The following is a 15,233-nucleotide window of genomic DNA, read 5'->3' as shown; positions in this document are numbered from 1 at the left end:
TTGAGGAACCACCGCATGAACAACACGGACTGGGTGCTGGTCACCGGCGCAGCCCACCGCCTGGGGCGCGAGATCTGCCTGGCCTTTGCCGCGGCGGGCTGGAACGTGCTGTGCCACTACCGCGCCTCGCTGGCCGGCGCCCAGGCCACCCAGGCGGACGTGCAGGCTCTGGGGCGCGACTGCCTGCTGGTGCAGGCCGACCTGGCCCAGCCCGAGGCCGGCACGCAGCTGCTCGCGCAATGCGTGGCGCTCACGGGCACAGCACCGCGCTGCATCGTCAACAACGCCTCGATCTTCGAGGCCGACGACGCGCGCACGGCCAGCGCCCAGGCGCTGCTGCGCCATTTCCTGACCAACACCGCCACCCCCCTGCTGCTGGCCAACGCGCTGCACGCCTGGCTGTGCGCCCAGGGGCGCCCCTCCACGGGCGCCTACAGCGTGGTGCATGTGCTGGACCAGAAGGTGCACAACCTGAACCCCGATTACTTCTCCTACACCGTGAGCAAGCTGGCGCTGGAGCGCAGCGTGCAGCTGCAGGCCCAGGCTCTGGCGCCCCATGTGCGCGTGTGCGGACTGTCGCCGGGGCTGATCTACCTGAGCGGCCCGCAGACCCAGGACAACTTCGAGCGCGCGGCCCAAGTGAACCTGCTGCGCCAGCCGATAGCGCCGGCCGACGTGGCGCGCTGCGCCCTGTTCATCGCCGGCAACGCCAGCCTGAACGGCTGCACGCTGCGCGCCGACAACGGCCAGCATCTGGTGCCGTTGGAGCGGGATGTGATGTTTGCCATAGCGGACAATCCGCGCCCATGAACTCCATCTTGCTTGCCTTCGGCGCCCTGGACGCGCGCCTGGCCACGCACTGCCGGGCACTCAGCCTGCGCCGCCACGAGGTGCCCGTACGCATAGGTGTGCACGCGCACGAGCGCCAGGCGGCGCAGCGCATGTGGTTCGACGTGGATCTGTGCGTCAAGCTAATCCAAGCGCCCGCGGCCCGCGACCATATCTCGGAGACGCTGGACTACGACTTCGTCCGCGACACCATAGCGCGCGAAGTCGGCAGCCAGCACCACGAGCTGCAGGAGTCCCTGTGCGACGCCATTGCCGCGGCCCTGCTGCAGCGCGATGCGGTGCACGCCGTGCGCGTGGCCACGCGCAAGCCCGACATCTACCCCGACAGCGCATCCATTGGCGTGGAGCGGGTATGCATCAAGCCCTGGTGAAGCCGTGACCGAAACTTCTTATCATTCGCGACCCGGCGAAGGCCAACAGGCGCTCACGCTCACCGGCCTGCGCTTTGACGCCAACCTGGGCATCCTCGACCACGAGAAGGCCGCGCCGCAGCCGATCCAGGTGGACGCCGAGCTCAACCTCGGCCCCCAGCCCCTGGCGCCACGCGACGACGACATCCGCCATGTGCTGGACTACCGCAAGGTGCGCCAGATCATCATCGACGAGTGCACGGCCGAGCATGTGAACCTGCTGGAAAGCCTGATCGGCAAGCTGGCGCAGCGGCTGCTGCAGCTGCCCGGCGTGCAGGGCGTGCGCGTGAAGATCGCCAAGCTGGAAATTTTTGATGACTGCGAAGTCGCCATTCGCGTCGAAACCGGACAGTGGTAACAAACCCATGAACGCAACCTTGAATGCCCCCGACTGGACAGTCGAAGAATCCGCCACCGACAACCGCAAGATCGAGCGCGAGCAGGTCAAGCTGGAAAAGCGCCTGTGCCGCGAGGTCGGCCGCGCCATCACCGACTTCAACATGATCGAGGAGGGCGACCGCATCATGGTCTGCATGTCCGGCGGCAAGGACAGCTACACGCTGCTGGACATCTTGCGCAAGCTGCAAAAGCGCGCCCCGGTCAAGTTCGACATCGTCGCCGTGAACCTGGACCAGAAGCAGCCCGGCTTTCCCGAGCATGTGCTGCCCGACTACTTCAAGAGCATAGGCATCGAATACCACATCGAGAACCAGGACACCTACAGCGTCGTCAAGCGCGTCGTGCCCGAGGGCAAGACCACCTGCAGCCTGTGCAGCCGCCTGCGCCGCGCCATCCTCTACAAGGTGGCCGATGAACTCAAGTGCACCAAGCTGGCCCTGGGCCACCACCGCGACGACATCGTCGCCACGCTGCTGCTGAACCTGTTCTACGGCGGCCGCATGAAGGGCATGCCCCCGAAGCTGGTCAGCGACGACGGCAAGCATGTGGTGATCCGCCCACTGTGCTACGTGCCCGAGAAGGACACGGCGCGCTGGGCGCAGTACCAGCAGTTCCCCATCATTCCCTGCAACCTGTGCGGCAGCCAGGACGGCCTGCAGCGCGTCGCCGTGAATGAAATGATGCGCGAGTGGGACAAGAAATTCCCCGGCCGCATCGAGAGCATGCTGCGCGCCATGGGCCATGTCGTCACCACGCACCTGATGGACCCCAGACTGCACGACTTCAGGAACGCCCGGGCCACGGGCATTGCCGACCCCGACGGCGACACGGCCTTCGACCATGAGGAATTCCCCATGGCGCCGTCACTGCCAGGCATGCAGGTGGTGCAGATCGGCTGAGCCACGCCGTACCATTGCGGGCACTAGTGCAGTGTTTGATGCTTGATGGAACAAATAAAACCGATGGATTTTTGGTCTGAGCAAGGCGCAAACCACAGCGATAACCGTAGCTATCGCGAGGATTTGCAACGCCGCTCAGGCCGAAAAGACGCGGTTTTATGTTCCAGATAGCGTCGAACACTGCACTAGGCTTCAAGGAGACTCCGCCATGGCATCCATGCGCCACGTTCATGCCCTGATTCTGTGCGCCGCGGCCGCACTGCTGGCAGGCTGCGCCGGCCCGCGCCTGGTGGAGAGCGATGTCAGCAGCTACTCCAGCCTCACCGCGCTGCCCAGCCCGCCCACCTACCGCTTCGAGCGCCTGCCCTCGCAACAGGCCCATGCGGCCGCCTATGCCGCCATCGAGGCGCAGGCCGAGGCCGCGCTGGCCCGCGTCGGCCTGCGCCGCGACGACACCCAGCCGCGCCTGATCGCACTGCTGGGCGCCGAGGGCGGCTATGCCGCGCCGCGCAACTGGCCCTACTACGGGCCCGACCCGTTCTACGGCCGCTGGGGCTGGGGCCTGGGCTACGGCGGGCGCTGGGGCATGAGCGCGAGCTGGATGATGGACGCCCCGCCCACGCTCTACCACCGCAAAGTCAGCCTGATGCTGCGCGACGCCGCCAGCGGACAGGTGGTGTATGAAACCTCGGCCGTGTACGAGGACGTATGGACGCGCGACCCTGCCATCTACGGCGTGCTGTTCGATCAGGCGCTCACCGGCTTTCCGCAGCCGCCGCGGGGCCAGCGCACCGTGCGCACGGAAATGCTGCCCGCCACGGCGCAGCCGCAGCCCGCGGCAGCGCCCACCCGGTAGTTTGCAAACCTGAACAGTCACGTGCGCCATGCCGTGATAAGGTGTTTTTCTGCCCCCCCTTGCGGGGCGCACAACACCCTGCTGGAAGGAATCACCATGAAGAACCTCCCCCTCTCGGCCCTATTGCTGGCCGGCCTGTGCGGTCTAGGCCTGAGCGCGCAGGCGGCCGGCCTGGGCGACGCCCTGAGCGGCAAGCTGGGCACGGGCGGTGGTGCGTCGGCCCTGGGCGGCGCGCTGGGCGGCGGCGCCGACATGTCCGCCCTGTCCGCCATGGGCCTGACCGGCTCGGCCACGCCCAGCAACGCCGCCGGCGTGATCACCTACTGCATGAAGAACAACTACCTGAACGCCGACAAGGCAGCACAGGTCAAGAGCCAGCTGCTCGGCAAGATGGGCCTGGGCCAGAAGGAAGAGCCCAAGGACGAAGGCTACTTGAGCGGCCTGTCGGGCATGGTGACGGGCTCGGGCGGCAAGAGCTTCAACCTCGACAAGGTCAAGGGCGACCTCAAGGAAAAGGCCTGCGACTACGTGCTCGACAACGCCAAGTCCCTACTCTAACCATGCAAGCCACCCGCATCATCGCCGTGCGCCACGGCGAGACCGCCTGGAACGTGGACACGCGTATCCAGGGCCATCTGGACATACCGCTCAACGACACCGGCCTGTGGCAGGCGCGCCGGCTGGGCCAGGCCCTGGCCGACGAGCCCGTGGCCGCGATCTACAGCAGCGACCTGCAGCGCGCCTATGCCACGGCCCAGGCCGTGTCCAGCACCACGGGCGCGCCCCTGAGCCCGGCGCGCGGCCTGCGCGAGCGCAGCTTCGGCAGCTTCCAGGGCCGCACCTTCCGCCAGATCGAAGACGAGTCGCCCGAGCAGGCCCTGCGCTGGCGCAAGCGCGACCCGCACTTCGTGCCCGACGGCGGCGGCGAGTCGCTCGTCATGCTGCGCGAGCGCATCGCCTGCACCGTCGACGAGATCGCCGCACGCCACCGCGGCCAGCAGATCGTGCTGGTGGCCCATGGCGGCGTGATGGACGTGCTCTACCGCCTGGCCACGCGCCTGGACCTGCAGGCGCCGCGCACCTGGCAGCTGACCAACGCCGCCATCAACCGCCTGCTGTGGACGGGCGACAACGGCCTGACGCTGGTGGGCTGGGCCGATACGCAGCACCTGGAGCACAGCAGCCGCGATGAGATCCACTCCTGATGCACTCATCGGGCAGGGCGTGGCGTGCATAGACACCCCTGCCGCCTGCATCGACCTGGACGCCATGGAGCGCAACATCGCCCGCATGGCCGACTTCGCACGCCGGCACCAGATGCGCTGGCGCCCGCACGCCAAGATGCACAAGAGCGCCGCCATCGCCCTGCTGCTGGAACAGGCCGGCGCCTGCGGCCACTGCGTGCAGAAAACCTCCGAGGCCGAGGCCCTTGCCACCGGCGGCGTACGCAACCTGCTCATCAGCAACGAGGTCATCGCGCCGCACAAGCTGCTGCGCGTGGCGCAACTGGCAGCCGAGCTGGCCGCACGCGGCGGTCGCTTGGGCCTGGTCGTGGACAGCCTGGAGGGCATCACCCGCCTGGCCGATGCCATGGGCGCCGCCGGCAGCGATGCGGGCATCGATGTCCTCGTCGAAATCGACGTGGGCCAGGGCCGCTGCGGCGCAGCGCCCGGCCCCGAGGCCGTCGCCCTGGCGCTGGCCATCGCCGCCCACCCGCGCCTGAAATTTGCCGGCCTGCACGCCTACCAGGGCAGCGCCCAGCACCTGCGCAGCGTGGCCGAGCGGCGTGCCGCCATAGCCCACGCGGTACAGGCGGCCTCCGCCACGCGCGCATCAATCGAGGCCACCGGCCTGCCCGTGCCGCTGATCACGGGCGCGGGCACAGGCACCATGGTGCACGAGGCCACGAGCGGCGTGTATGGCGAGCTGCAGGCCGGCTCCTTCCTGTTCATGGACGCGGACTACGCCGCCAACGAACGCGACGCGGCCCAGCCCGCCTTCGAGCACGCGCTGCTCATCAAGACCCAGGTCATCTCGGTGCGCGCCAACCACGCCGTCTGCGACGCCGGCCACAAAAGCCACGCCATCGACAGCGGCCTGCCGCTGGTGCACGGCCTGCCGCCCGGACGCGCGCTGCGCTACGCCAACGGCGGCGACGAGCACGGCATCCTGCACGCCGAAGGCCCCGAGACCCGGCTGCCCGCGCTGGGCGACATGCTATGGCTCATCCCCGGCCACTGCGACCCCACGGTGAACCTGCACGATCACCTGATAGGCGTGCGCGGCGGACTGGAGCATGGGGTGGTGGAGCGCCTCATCAGGGTGGATGCGCGTGGGGCGGTGACGTAAGCACCAAGCAAGGCATGTGGGCACACTGCGCCCCAATGGAAGACATCCACGCCAGCGACCTCAAAGCCATCCTGCACTCCAAGCGGGCCAACATCTACTATCTGGAGCACTGCCGCCTGCTCGTCAACGGCGGCCGCGTCGAGTACGTGACCGACGCAGGCAAGAAAAGCCTGTACTGGAATATCCCGATCGCTAACACCACCAGCATCCTGCTGGGCACCGGTACCTCCATCACCCAGGCGGCCATGCGCGAGCTGGCCAAGGCGGGCGTGTTGGTGGGTTTTTGCGGGGGCGGCGGCACACCGCTGTTTGCCGCCAATGAGGTGGATGTGGAGGTGGCCTGGCTATCTCCGCAAAGCGAGTACCGGCCCACCCAGTATCTGCAGGCCTGGGTGCAGTTCTGGTTTGACGACGCTCTGCGGCTGCATGCTGCCAAACAACTGCAGGCCTGGCGGCTGCAGCGCTTGCAGACAGAGTGGAACGCAGGTGCTTTGCGTGAAGCGGGTTTCACCGTGGATCTGGCACGCTTGCAGACTTTGGTGCAACAGTTCACGCCACGCATTGCCACTGCCCCCGATGTGACCGCGCTGCTGACCAATGAAGCACAGCTGACCAAGGCCCTGTTCAAGCTTGCCGTCGAAGCCGTAGGCTATGGTGAGTTTGCCCGCGCCAAGCGCGGCACGGGCACCGACGCCGCCAACCGCTTTCTCGACCATGGCAACTACCTGGCCTACGGCCTGGGCGCCACGGCCACCTGGGTGCTGGGCCTGCCGCATGGCCTGGCGGTTTTGCATGGCAAGACACGGCGCGGCGGGCTGGTGTTCGACGCGGCCGATCTGGTCAAGGATGCCGCCATCCTGCCGCAAGCCTTTCTGTCGGCCATGCGCGGCGACGATGAGCAGCAGTTCCGCCGTCAGTGCATAGAGGCCCTCACGCGCAGTGAGTCGCTCGATTTCATCATCGATACGCTCAAGCTCATCGCCGCCACCACCGCACAGCTGGCCGGGGCGCAGGCTCCTTCCCAGGAGCCCGGCGAATGAACGTACTGTTTGTGGCCCAGTGCACCAAGCGTGCGCTGGCAGAAACCCGCCGCATCCTCGACCAGTTTGCCGAGCGGCGCGGCGTGCGCACCTGGCAAACCCCCATCACCCAGGCGGGGCTGGACACAGTGCGCAAACTGCTGCGCCAGACCGCGCGCAAGAATACCGCCGTGGCCTGCCACTGGATACGGGCCAAGGATCACAGTGAGCTGCTGTGGGTGGTGGGCGACGCCAGCCAGTTCAACGACCAGGGCGCCGTGCCTACCAACACCACGGCCAGCAATGTGCTGCGCGCCGGTGACGAAAACGCCTGGCACCACCTGCCGCTGATAAGCGCACTGGCCGCCTTGGCGGCCCTGCTGCACGACCTGGGAAAGGCCACGCAGGCGTTTCAGGACAGGCTCAATAAAACCGGCCTGCGCGAGCGCAACCACTACCGGCACGAATGGGTGTCGGTGCGGCTGTTCCAAGCGTTTGTCGGGCAGGACGACGATGCCGGCTGGCTGCAGCGGCTCGCCGCCTGCGCCGAGACGGATACGGATGCCCAGGCGTTTGAAGCGCTGTGGTTGGACCGGCGATTACTGCGCGATGGGTTGGATGAGCCGCGAGCGAAAAGCGCACTTCCTTTCGCCGCGCTGAGTCATGCGCCGTTGGCGCAAGCCCTGGCGTGGCTGGTGTTCACCCACCACCGGCTTCCGTGCCTGCCTGTGGAGCAGCCCAACGGCAGTGACGACGCAGACGTAGAGGAGGGCAGGATCACATACCGCCGCTTTGGCGCGCGCCCTGGCTTCCTGAACGCTGGCGTTCTGGACGATGTGCTGCTGCGCATCAGTGCCGACTGGAACGAGCCACGCGAGCGCGCGGACCACGCCACGGTGCAAGCCCACTGGCGCTTCCCGCACGGGCTGCCAGTCACCACCCCGGCCTGGCGCAAGCAGGCCGCCCGCTACGCACGCAAACTCCTGGAGCTGTCCCAGGTGCACAGCCAGCGGTCGGTGCTGCACGACCCGTTTGCCATGCATGTCGCGCGCCTGTGCCTCATGCTGGCCGACCACCACTACTCCAGCATCACCGACGAAGCCCGGCGCGCTCCGTACCGCAACGCAGCCTACCCACTGTATGCCAACACACGCAGCGTTCACTATCAAAACGATAGTTTCCTGCGCTTGATGGAAAAGCGCCAGAGCCCACTTTTCAATCAAACCCTGGACGAGCACCTGCTGGGCGTGCAAGCCCACGCCACGCTGGTGGCGCGCTCCCTGCCCAGCCTTACGCACAGCCTGCCCGCGCTCAAGAACCACAAGCCCCTCAAAAAGCGCAGCGCCGACCCGCGCTTTGCCTGGCAAGACAAGGCCGCCGATCTGGCTGCCAGCGTGCGCGCCCGCGCAGCGCAGCAAGGCGCCTTCATCGTCAACATGGCCTCCACCGGCTGCGGCAAGACGCTGGGCAACGCCCGGGTGATGAACGCGCTGGCCGACCCGGCCACGGGCATGCGCTGTGCGTTTGCCATGGGCTTGCGCACTCTCACGTTGCAGACAGGACGGGTCTTCCAGAACGACCTGCAACTGAATGACGAGCAACTGGCCATCCAGGTCGGCGGCGCGGCCAGCCGGGCGCTGTTTGAATACTGGGAGCAGCAGGCCGAGGCCACCGGCTCCGCATCCAGCCAGGCGCTGCTGGATGAAGTCGGCACCGTGCTCTACGAGGGCAACGACCAGCACCCGCTGCTGCAACGCCTGACGGACGATGCCAAAGCCCGCGCGCTGATTGCCGCACCGCTGCTGGTGTGCACCGTGGACCACCTCACCCCCGCCACCGAAAGCCTGCGCGGCGGCCGCCAGATCGCCCCCATGCTGCGCCTGCTGACCAGCGACCTGGTACTGGACGAACCCGACGACTTCGACATGGCCGATCTGCCCGCGCTCACGCGGCTGGTGCACTGGGCGGGCCTGCTGGGCAGCCGCGTGCTGCTGTCATCGGCCACGCTGCCGCCTGCGCTGGTGGAAGGGCTGTTCCTGGCCTACCACGCCGGGCGTGCCGTGTACCAGCGCCACCGCAGCGAGCGGCCCGGCGAGAGCGTGAATGTGTGCTGCCTGTGGATCGACGAGTTCCACCAAGCCACCCAAGACTGCGCGGACGGAGCTGTCTTCCGCGAAGCACACAGCCAATACGTGCGCAAGCGCGTCGCCAAGCTGAAGCAGGCCGAAGTACGCCGCATCGCCCACATTGCCACCCTGCCCGACACCTGGCACGGCATGCAAGAAGCCGAGCGCCGCAAGGACTTTGCCCGCCTGGTGCTGGCGCAAGCCTGGCAACTGCACCAGCAGCCCCACAACCACAGCCAGGACGCCAGCGGAAAGCGCGTGAGCCTGGGCCTCATCCGCATGGCCAACATCGCGCCGCTGTACGACGTGGCACTGGCCATATACGCGGCTGATGCACTGCCACCCGCGCTGCAAGGCACGGTGCGCATTCATCTGTGTGTGTACCACTCGCAGTTCCCCTTGCTGCTGCGCTCGGCCATCGAGCAGCAACTGGACACCCTGCTCAACCGCCGGGGCGCCAAAGACGGCCACGACCCCGCGCTGCACCGCCCCGCCCTGCGTGCCCTCATCGACGCCCACACCGAGCCCCACCACCTGTTCATCGTGCTGGGCAGCCCCGTGACCGAAGTGGGCCGCGACCACGACTACGACTGGGCCGTGGTGGAGCCCTCGTCCATGCGCTCGCTCATCCAGCTGGCCGGGCGCGTGCGGCGGCACCGGGCAGGGGTGGTGGGCGGGGTGAACATGGCGGTGCTGGACAGCAATCTGCGGCATTACAAAAAACCCGGCAAGCCTGCGTACGAAAAGCCGGGGTTTGAGACAGCACATGCGCCGTTTCAGCTCAAGTCCCACCATTTGCACGACCTGCTGGCGCGAGAGGTGGGCGAAGCCGCAGCCTGGCCGGTGGATGCGCAACCGCGCATTGCGCTGCCAGCCGACAAGCTGGTGCCCAGCCGCCGCTGGACAGACCTGGAGCACGCCCGCATGCACGACAGCCTGCTGCCTAAACCGCAAGGCACCGCAACGCCCACCCATGCGGCCTGCCTGCAGTGGCACGAGCCACAACCGGACACGCCCCGATCCCTGTGGCTCACCGGCCTGCTGCCGCAGTTCCAGCGCTTTCGCTACGAACCACAGCAACGCGACGACGTGGCCCTGCTACCGGACGAGGAGGAAGAAACCCTGCAGCTACACCGCGTGCAAGACGGGGAGCGGCGCTACGAGAAGCTCTATGTGCCCATCCACCAAAGCCTGTGCCACCCGGTGTCCGCAGCACAACTGGCGTCACCCAGCGTATCGCCCTGGCCGCAGGTGAGTTTGATGGAGGAATTGGCAGCGCTGGCGCAAGCGCAGGGCTTGTCGCTGGAGCACTGCGCAGAACGCTATGCCACCGCCAGCCTGCCGCAATGCCAGGCAGGCTGGCGGTGGCACGAACAACTAGGTTTCAACAAGAAGGAGGCGTCTTGATGACAGAGAGGTATCGAAAACATAACCCACCAGGAGGGCCAAGGCATGCCACCGAATGAAGCACCGCCCACTTTCAGCAACTACCGAGAGGCAATCCACGCATTCCTGCAAGAGCGACTGAATGCCAAGCTGGAGAAGCTCAAAGCCGATGAGGAAGGAAAACGCGCAGAGCTGCTTGCACAACATCAGCCCACCCCATGGCTGGAAGATGCCGCACGGCGTGTGCAGCAAATCCAGGCCGTCACCCACTCCCTCAAACCCATCCACCCCGATGCGCGGGGCACCAACCTGTATGTGGAGCCCCGCACCCTGCCCCCGCTGGCCGAGTTGGGCAGCCACGCGCTGGGCGAGCGCTTTGTGGGCGATGTGGTGGGCAACGCTGCTGCACTGGATGTGTACAAGCTGCTCAAGCTGGAAGTGAACGGGCGCAGCCTGCTCGTCGCCTTGTTGGCGCAGGACGCTGACGCATTAACAGCTCTGCATGCCGATCCAGCACAAGCCCAGGCGCTGCGCGATGCGTTTGTGTCGCTGACCCAGCCCCGCGCCGAAGGCCCCAGCAGCCATACCCTGGCCAAGCAGTTGTATTGGCTGACGGGCAGCGATGCCTGTGACGATGGCGACTACACCCTACTGGCCCCGCTGTACGCCACGTCGCTGGCCCATGCGGTGCACGCCCAGGTGCAGGAAGACCGCTTTGGCGAGGCCAACAAGGCCGCCCGCCAGGCTCGGCGCGAGCGCAAGATGCATGGTGGCGTGTTCCATGACTACCCCGGCCTGGCCGTGCAGAACATGGGCGGCACCAAGCCGCAGAACATCAGCCAGCTCAACAGCGAGCGGCGGGGCATGAACTACCTGCTGTCGTCGCTGCCGCCGCAGTGGCAGGCCAGCGCGGTGCGGCTGCCGGTGCATGCGGCCTCCGTGTTCGACAAGCTGTTCATCGCCCGTCCCGAGGTGCGCCGCGCCGTACGGACACTGCGGGTTTTTTTGGAATCTGACCCCGACGCCAACTTGGCCACCCGTGAGCGGCGCGAGGAGCTGCTGGACACGATGGTGGACGAGCTGGTCTCGCTGGCCGCCGAGTTGCAGCAGATCCTGCCGCCGGGGTGGAGCCGGGATGACGAGCGCTTTGCGGATCTGCACCGCGCCGAACAACTGTGGCTGGACCCGCTGCGCGCCGAACGCCCTGATGAAGCCGAATTTGCCCGCGAGTGGTTGCAGATGGATTGGCCTGCCGCAGTGGGCCAACGCTTTGCCAACTGGCTCAACGCGCAGTTGCGCGGCAAGCTGCCGGTGGGGGACGCGGAAGCGCGTGCATGGCAGAAAGAGCTGCTGACTGACGAGGACGGCTTTCAACAGCAATTGCGCGCACTGCGCCAGCGGTTGGACCGCACGGCTACGGAGGTCACACCATGACGCAACCCCAAGCCATTCTCGTCCTGCCCCACTTGCGCATCCAGAACGCCAACGCTATTGCCAGCCCGCTCACGCACGGCTTCCCCTCCATCACCGCCTTTACCGGCGTGATGTGGGCGCTGGAGCGCAAGCTGGCCCAGGCCGGTGTGCCGCTGCGGCTGCACGGCGTGGGCGTGGTGTGCCATCACCACCAGGAGCAGGTCACGCAGGGCTATGTGCGCAGCTTCAACCTCACGCGCAACCCGGTGGACAAAGACGGCAGCACCGCAGCCATCGTGGAAGAAGGCCGCATGCACCTGCAGATCACGCTGGTGCTGGCCGTTTCGGAAAAGCGCGTGCCCGGCACCCCAGCGGCGCTGGTGCAGGGCAACCAGGCGCAACTGGACGACTGGGCCACGCAGGCAGGCCACATCCTGGCAGGCATGCGTGTGGCGGGGGGCAGCGTGCTGCCCTCGCGCCCCGTGCCGGGCAAGCGCGTGCGGCCCTGGATGGCCATCGTGCCCGAAGACTCCAAGGCAGCAGAAAAAGAATTTCGCCAGTGGCGGCGGCAATGGCTGCCTGGATTTGCCCTGGTGGGGCGCGACGACCTGCTAGCCCAAAGGGTGCACGACCTGCGCACCACCCAGCCCGATACCACGCTGCTGGACGCATGGCTGCATGCGGCCCGCTTCAACTACGAACCCGTGCTGCCTGATAGCGGCACCCCTGCGCCAGATGGGCAGGTGCAATGGGCCGATCCACGGCGGCCCAAAGGCAGCGGCTGGGTGGTGCCCATCCCTGTGGGCTATGCCGCACTCACGTCCCAGGCGCATGCGGCGGGCACGGTGCGCAATGCACGTGATGCCATGGTGCCGCTGCGGTTTGTGGAGTCGGTCTATGCGCTGGGCGAATGGATCAGCCCGCACCGCCTGACGCACCTGGGCCAGTTGCTGTGGCATGCCGAAGCCGACGAGGCCAAGGGCTTGTACCGCTGCCGCAATACCTACCAGCCCACGCAAGCGGACGCCGCTAGCGCAGAGGCCGCTGCTCCTGCCGACACGCTGGACGAATGGGACGACGCCGAGGCCTATGACTACACCTGAGCCCCGCTTACCGACCCCTTCGCATTCAATTCCCCCATTTTTGAAAGATTGACACCATGACCGACAAACTCACCACCGCTTCCGTCCTGGCCTTTGAACGCAAGCTGGACCCGTCCGACGCGGTATTCCATGCAGGCCGCTGGGAAGACCGCGCACGGTCCCATGCCTGGCAGTCCGTAGCAATCCGTGAGAAGTCTGTGCGCGGCACCATCAGCAACCGGCTCAAGGCCAAAGACCAGGACCCCGCCAAGCTGGACGCTGCCATCGAGAACCCCAACCTGCAGACCGTAGACGTAGCCGCCCTGCCCGCCGAGGCCGACACGCTCAAGGTGCAGTTCACGCTGCGCGTGCTAGGCGGTGCGGGCACACCATCAGCCTGCAACAGCGCGGCCTACCAGGCCAAGCTGCTGGCCACCGTGCAGGGCTATGTGCAGCAGCACGGCTTTGGCGAGCTGGCCCGGCGCTACGCGGCCAACCTGGCCAATGGCCGCTTCCTGTGGCGCAACCGCGCAGGGGCAGAGCAGGTGGAAGTGACTGTGGAGCAAATGCAGGACGGCCAAGCCGCAAAAACATGGTCATTTGATGCTCTGGAGCTCAATACTCGTGCGGTAAATGCTATTAATATCGAAGCAAAAGGCCTGGAAGAACTGGGCCAGGCGATTGCCGCCGGGCTGGCTGGATCGCAGCATGTGCTGCTGCGGGTGACGGCCTTTGTGCGTCAGGGTGCAGGGCAGGAGGTGTTCCCATCTCAAGAGTTGATTCTGGACAAGGGCAGCGCGGGTAAGAGCAAGACGCTGTATCACGTGAACGGCGTGGCCGCCATCCACTCGCAAAAGATCGGCAACGCCATCCGCACCATCGACACTTGGTACGAAGGGGCAGAAGAACTTGGCCCCATCGCTGTGGAGCCCTATGGCTCGGTCACCACCCAGGGCAAGGCCTACCGCCAGCCCAAGCAGAAGCTGGACTTTTACACCCTGCTGGACAGCTGGCTGCTGAAAGACCAGGTGCCGCCCGCGGAGCAGCAGCACTTTGTGATGGCCGTGCTGATCCGTGGTGGCGTGTTTGGCGACGCCAGCTGACCCGCGAGGCCCCATGACCACGTACTACATCGACATCACTCTGCTGCCCGACCCGGAGTTCAGCCAACCGCACCTGCTGGGCGCGCTGGTGGCCAAGCTGCACCGGGCGCTGGTGCAAGGGCAAACCACCGACATTGGGGTGAGCTACCCACAGCACATCGGCCAGCCGCTAACAAAGCGCACCCTGGGCGCGGTGCTGCGCCTGCACGGCACGCCCGAGGCGCTGCAGCGCCTGATGGGGCAAGACTGGCTCAAAGGCATGCGCGACCACACGCAAGTGAGCGAACTGCTGCCGGTGCCTGTCAACGCGCAGCACCGCACGGTGCGGCGGCGCCAATTCAAGACCAATGTGGACCGCCTGCGCCGCCGCCGCATGGTGCGTAAAGGCGAAACTGCCGAACAGGCTGCAGCCGCCATCCCCGACAGCGTGGAACGGCGACCTGACCTGCCGTTTGTGCAACTGCACAGCAGCAGCACGGGCCAGCCGTTTTGCCTGTGCGTAGAACACGGGCCATTACAGGCGCAGCCAGTCGCTGGAGCTTTTAACGCCTACGGCCTGGGGCATGAAGCGACAGTGCCCTGGTTTTGACCCTTTTTTCAAGGTTCATTGCGGAGCCTTGTCAATCAAGTACTTACGGAACACCCCGGAAATTGGGGTGTTCCGGCTTGGAGGGTGAATGTTCTTTAAAAATCAGGTGGTTACAGAAATCGACTGCTAGTTCACTGCCGCATAGGCAGCTCAGAAAATCAGTCCTCGCCTTGTCCCCTTGAAGCCTGTGTTCACTGCCGCATAGGCAGCTCAGAAAGATAGCAGAAGCCGCCATCCGCGATGTGATTCGTTCACTGCCGCATAGGCAGCTCAGAAAAGTCGCCCCAGCTCTCGGGCGGCCTGCAACGGGTTCACTGCCGCATAGGCAGCTCAGAAAACCAACGCCCCCGCGCCGATCACCCCGGTGCGGTTCACTGCCGCATAGGCAGCTCAGAAAGGGCCGGTGTCGATGATGTCCACCACGGCATGGTTCACTGCCGCATAGGCAGCTCAGAAAGTCCACGATGCGGGAGAAATCCAGCCCCTCGCGTTCACTGCCGCATAGGCAGCTCAGAAATAATAGACATTTAAATTTATCGCAATGTGAAAGTTCACTGCCGCATAGGCAGCTCAGAAAATGCCCTCGGGTGTTCAAAATCCACGCGCCGAGTTCACTGCCGCATAGGCAGCTCAGAAACGCAAAGGCCGATCCGCCGTGATTCACCACTGCGTTCACTGCCGCATAGGCAGCTCAGAAAAAAGCAAAGAAGGCCTACCGCGAGGCTTGCGCGTTCACTGCCGCATAGGCAGCTC

At 66.1% G+C, this 15,233-nt stretch carries 14 protein-coding genes and 1 CRISPR repeat array (1 of these 15 running past the window's edge); all 14 genes read left to right on the top strand.

The genetic code is table 11. The features are described from left to right. The first annotated feature begins 15 nt into the window (after positions 1-15). Entirely contained in the window at positions 16-810 is a 795-nt protein-coding gene (locus tag P7644_RS02920) for an SDR family oxidoreductase (protein ID WP_404301505.1), read from the top strand. Continuing rightward, positions 807-1,220, top strand: coding sequence for a dihydroneopterin aldolase (locus P7644_RS02915; RefSeq protein WP_404301504.1), 414 nt, complete (start codon positions 807-809; stop codon positions 1,218-1,220). The genes P7644_RS02920 and P7644_RS02915 overlap by 4 nt, the downstream gene beginning before the upstream one ends. A 4-nt stretch (positions 1,221-1,224) precedes the next feature. After that, entirely contained in the window at positions 1,225-1,617 is a 393-nt protein-coding gene (locus P7644_RS02910) for a dihydroneopterin aldolase (RefSeq protein ID WP_404301503.1), read from the top strand. A gap of 7 nt (positions 1,618-1,624) precedes the next feature. Further along, positions 1,625-2,557 (top strand): tRNA 2-thiocytidine(32) synthetase TtcA, encoded by a 933-nt coding sequence (ttcA, locus tag P7644_RS02905; RefSeq protein ID WP_404301502.1) that lies wholly within the window; start codon positions 1,625-1,627, stop codon positions 2,555-2,557. Between the two features lie 208 nt (positions 2,558-2,765). Continuing rightward, positions 2,766-3,413, top strand: a complete 648-nt coding sequence (locus P7644_RS02900; RefSeq protein WP_404301501.1) for a DUF4136 domain-containing protein — start codon at positions 2,766-2,768, stop codon at positions 3,411-3,413. Between the two features lie 96 nt (positions 3,414-3,509). Then, positions 3,510-3,971, top strand: coding sequence for a DUF2501 domain-containing protein (locus tag P7644_RS02895; RefSeq protein WP_404301500.1), 462 nt, complete (start codon positions 3,510-3,512; stop codon positions 3,969-3,971). Positions 3,972-3,973: 2 nt separating this feature from the next. Then, a complete protein-coding gene (locus tag P7644_RS02890; protein WP_404301499.1) occupies positions 3,974-4,618 on the top strand; it encodes a histidine phosphatase family protein in 645 nt (214 codons plus the stop codon). Next, complete coding sequence (locus tag P7644_RS02885; protein WP_404301498.1) at positions 4,602-5,762, top strand: DSD1 family PLP-dependent enzyme; 1,161 nt, start codon at positions 4,602-4,604, stop codon at positions 5,760-5,762. The genes P7644_RS02890 and P7644_RS02885 overlap by 17 nt, the downstream gene beginning before the upstream one ends. A 35-nt stretch (positions 5,763-5,797) precedes the next feature. Continuing rightward, positions 5,798-6,802, top strand: coding sequence for a type I-F CRISPR-associated endonuclease Cas1f (cas1f, locus tag P7644_RS02880; RefSeq protein WP_404301497.1), 1,005 nt, complete (start codon positions 5,798-5,800; stop codon positions 6,800-6,802). Beyond that, a complete protein-coding gene (gene cas3f, locus P7644_RS02875; protein ID WP_404301496.1) occupies positions 6,799-10,314 on the top strand; it encodes a type I-F CRISPR-associated helicase Cas3f in 3,516 nt (1,171 codons plus the stop codon). The genes cas1f and cas3f overlap by 4 nt, the downstream gene beginning before the upstream one ends. Positions 10,315-10,359: 45 nt before the next feature. Continuing rightward, positions 10,360-11,727, top strand: a complete 1,368-nt coding sequence (gene csy1, locus P7644_RS02870) for a type I-F CRISPR-associated protein Csy1 (protein WP_404301495.1) — start codon at positions 10,360-10,362, stop codon at positions 11,725-11,727. After that, complete coding sequence (gene csy2 / locus P7644_RS02865; protein ID WP_404301494.1) at positions 11,724-12,809, top strand: type I-F CRISPR-associated protein Csy2; 1,086 nt, start codon at positions 11,724-11,726, stop codon at positions 12,807-12,809. The genes csy1 and csy2 overlap by 4 nt, the downstream gene beginning before the upstream one ends. 56 nt (positions 12,810-12,865) lie before the next feature. Continuing rightward, positions 12,866-13,891, top strand: coding sequence for a type I-F CRISPR-associated protein Csy3 (gene csy3, locus P7644_RS02860; RefSeq protein ID WP_404301493.1), 1,026 nt, complete (start codon positions 12,866-12,868; stop codon positions 13,889-13,891). Between the two features lie 13 nt (positions 13,892-13,904). After that, entirely contained in the window at positions 13,905-14,480 is a 576-nt protein-coding gene (gene cas6f, locus P7644_RS02855; RefSeq protein ID WP_404301492.1) for a type I-F CRISPR-associated endoribonuclease Cas6/Csy4, read from the top strand. Positions 14,481-14,609: 129 nt separating this feature from the next. Further along, positions 14,610-15,233: direct repeats of the CRISPR family, unit length 28 nt; unit sequence GTTCACTGCCGCATAGGCAGCTCAGAAA; it runs 365 nt beyond the window's last position.

The sequence above is a fragment of the Alicycliphilus denitrificans genome (genome assembly GCF_044792555.1).
GTDB classification, from domain to species: Bacteria; Pseudomonadota; Gammaproteobacteria; order Burkholderiales; family Burkholderiaceae_C; genus Alicycliphilus; species Alicycliphilus denitrificans_A.
This window is presented reverse-complemented; position numbering and strand designations above follow the sequence as displayed.

Excerpts from the sequence above, each read along its gene's own strand:
- cas6f (WP_404301492.1), top strand. The coding sequence starts at position 13,905 with ATGACCACGTACTACATCGACATCACTCTGCTGCCCGACCCGGAGTTC.
- ttcA (WP_404301502.1), top strand. The coding sequence starts at position 1,625 with ATGAACGCAACCTTGAATGCCCCCGACTGGACAGTCGAAGAATCCGCC.
- P7644_RS02885 (WP_404301498.1), top strand. The coding sequence starts at position 4,602 with ATGAGATCCACTCCTGATGCACTCATCGGGCAGGGCGTGGCGTGCATA.
- csy3 (WP_404301493.1), top strand. The coding sequence starts at position 12,866 with ATGACCGACAAACTCACCACCGCTTCCGTCCTGGCCTTTGAACGCAAG.
- cas1f (WP_404301497.1), top strand. The coding sequence starts at position 5,798 with ATGGAAGACATCCACGCCAGCGACCTCAAAGCCATCCTGCACTCCAAG.
- P7644_RS02920 (WP_404301505.1), top strand. The coding sequence starts at position 16 with ATGAACAACACGGACTGGGTGCTGGTCACCGGCGCAGCCCACCGCCTG.
- P7644_RS02900 (WP_404301501.1), top strand. The coding sequence starts at position 2,766 with ATGGCATCCATGCGCCACGTTCATGCCCTGATTCTGTGCGCCGCGGCC.
- P7644_RS02915 (WP_404301504.1), top strand. The coding sequence starts at position 807 with ATGAACTCCATCTTGCTTGCCTTCGGCGCCCTGGACGCGCGCCTGGCC.
- csy1 (WP_404301495.1), top strand. The coding sequence starts at position 10,360 with ATGCCACCGAATGAAGCACCGCCCACTTTCAGCAACTACCGAGAGGCA.
- P7644_RS02890 (WP_404301499.1), top strand. The coding sequence starts at position 3,974 with ATGCAAGCCACCCGCATCATCGCCGTGCGCCACGGCGAGACCGCCTGG.
- P7644_RS02895 (WP_404301500.1), top strand. The coding sequence starts at position 3,510 with ATGAAGAACCTCCCCCTCTCGGCCCTATTGCTGGCCGGCCTGTGCGGT.
- csy2 (WP_404301494.1), top strand. The coding sequence starts at position 11,724 with ATGACGCAACCCCAAGCCATTCTCGTCCTGCCCCACTTGCGCATCCAG.
- cas3f (WP_404301496.1), top strand. The coding sequence starts at position 6,799 with ATGAACGTACTGTTTGTGGCCCAGTGCACCAAGCGTGCGCTGGCAGAA.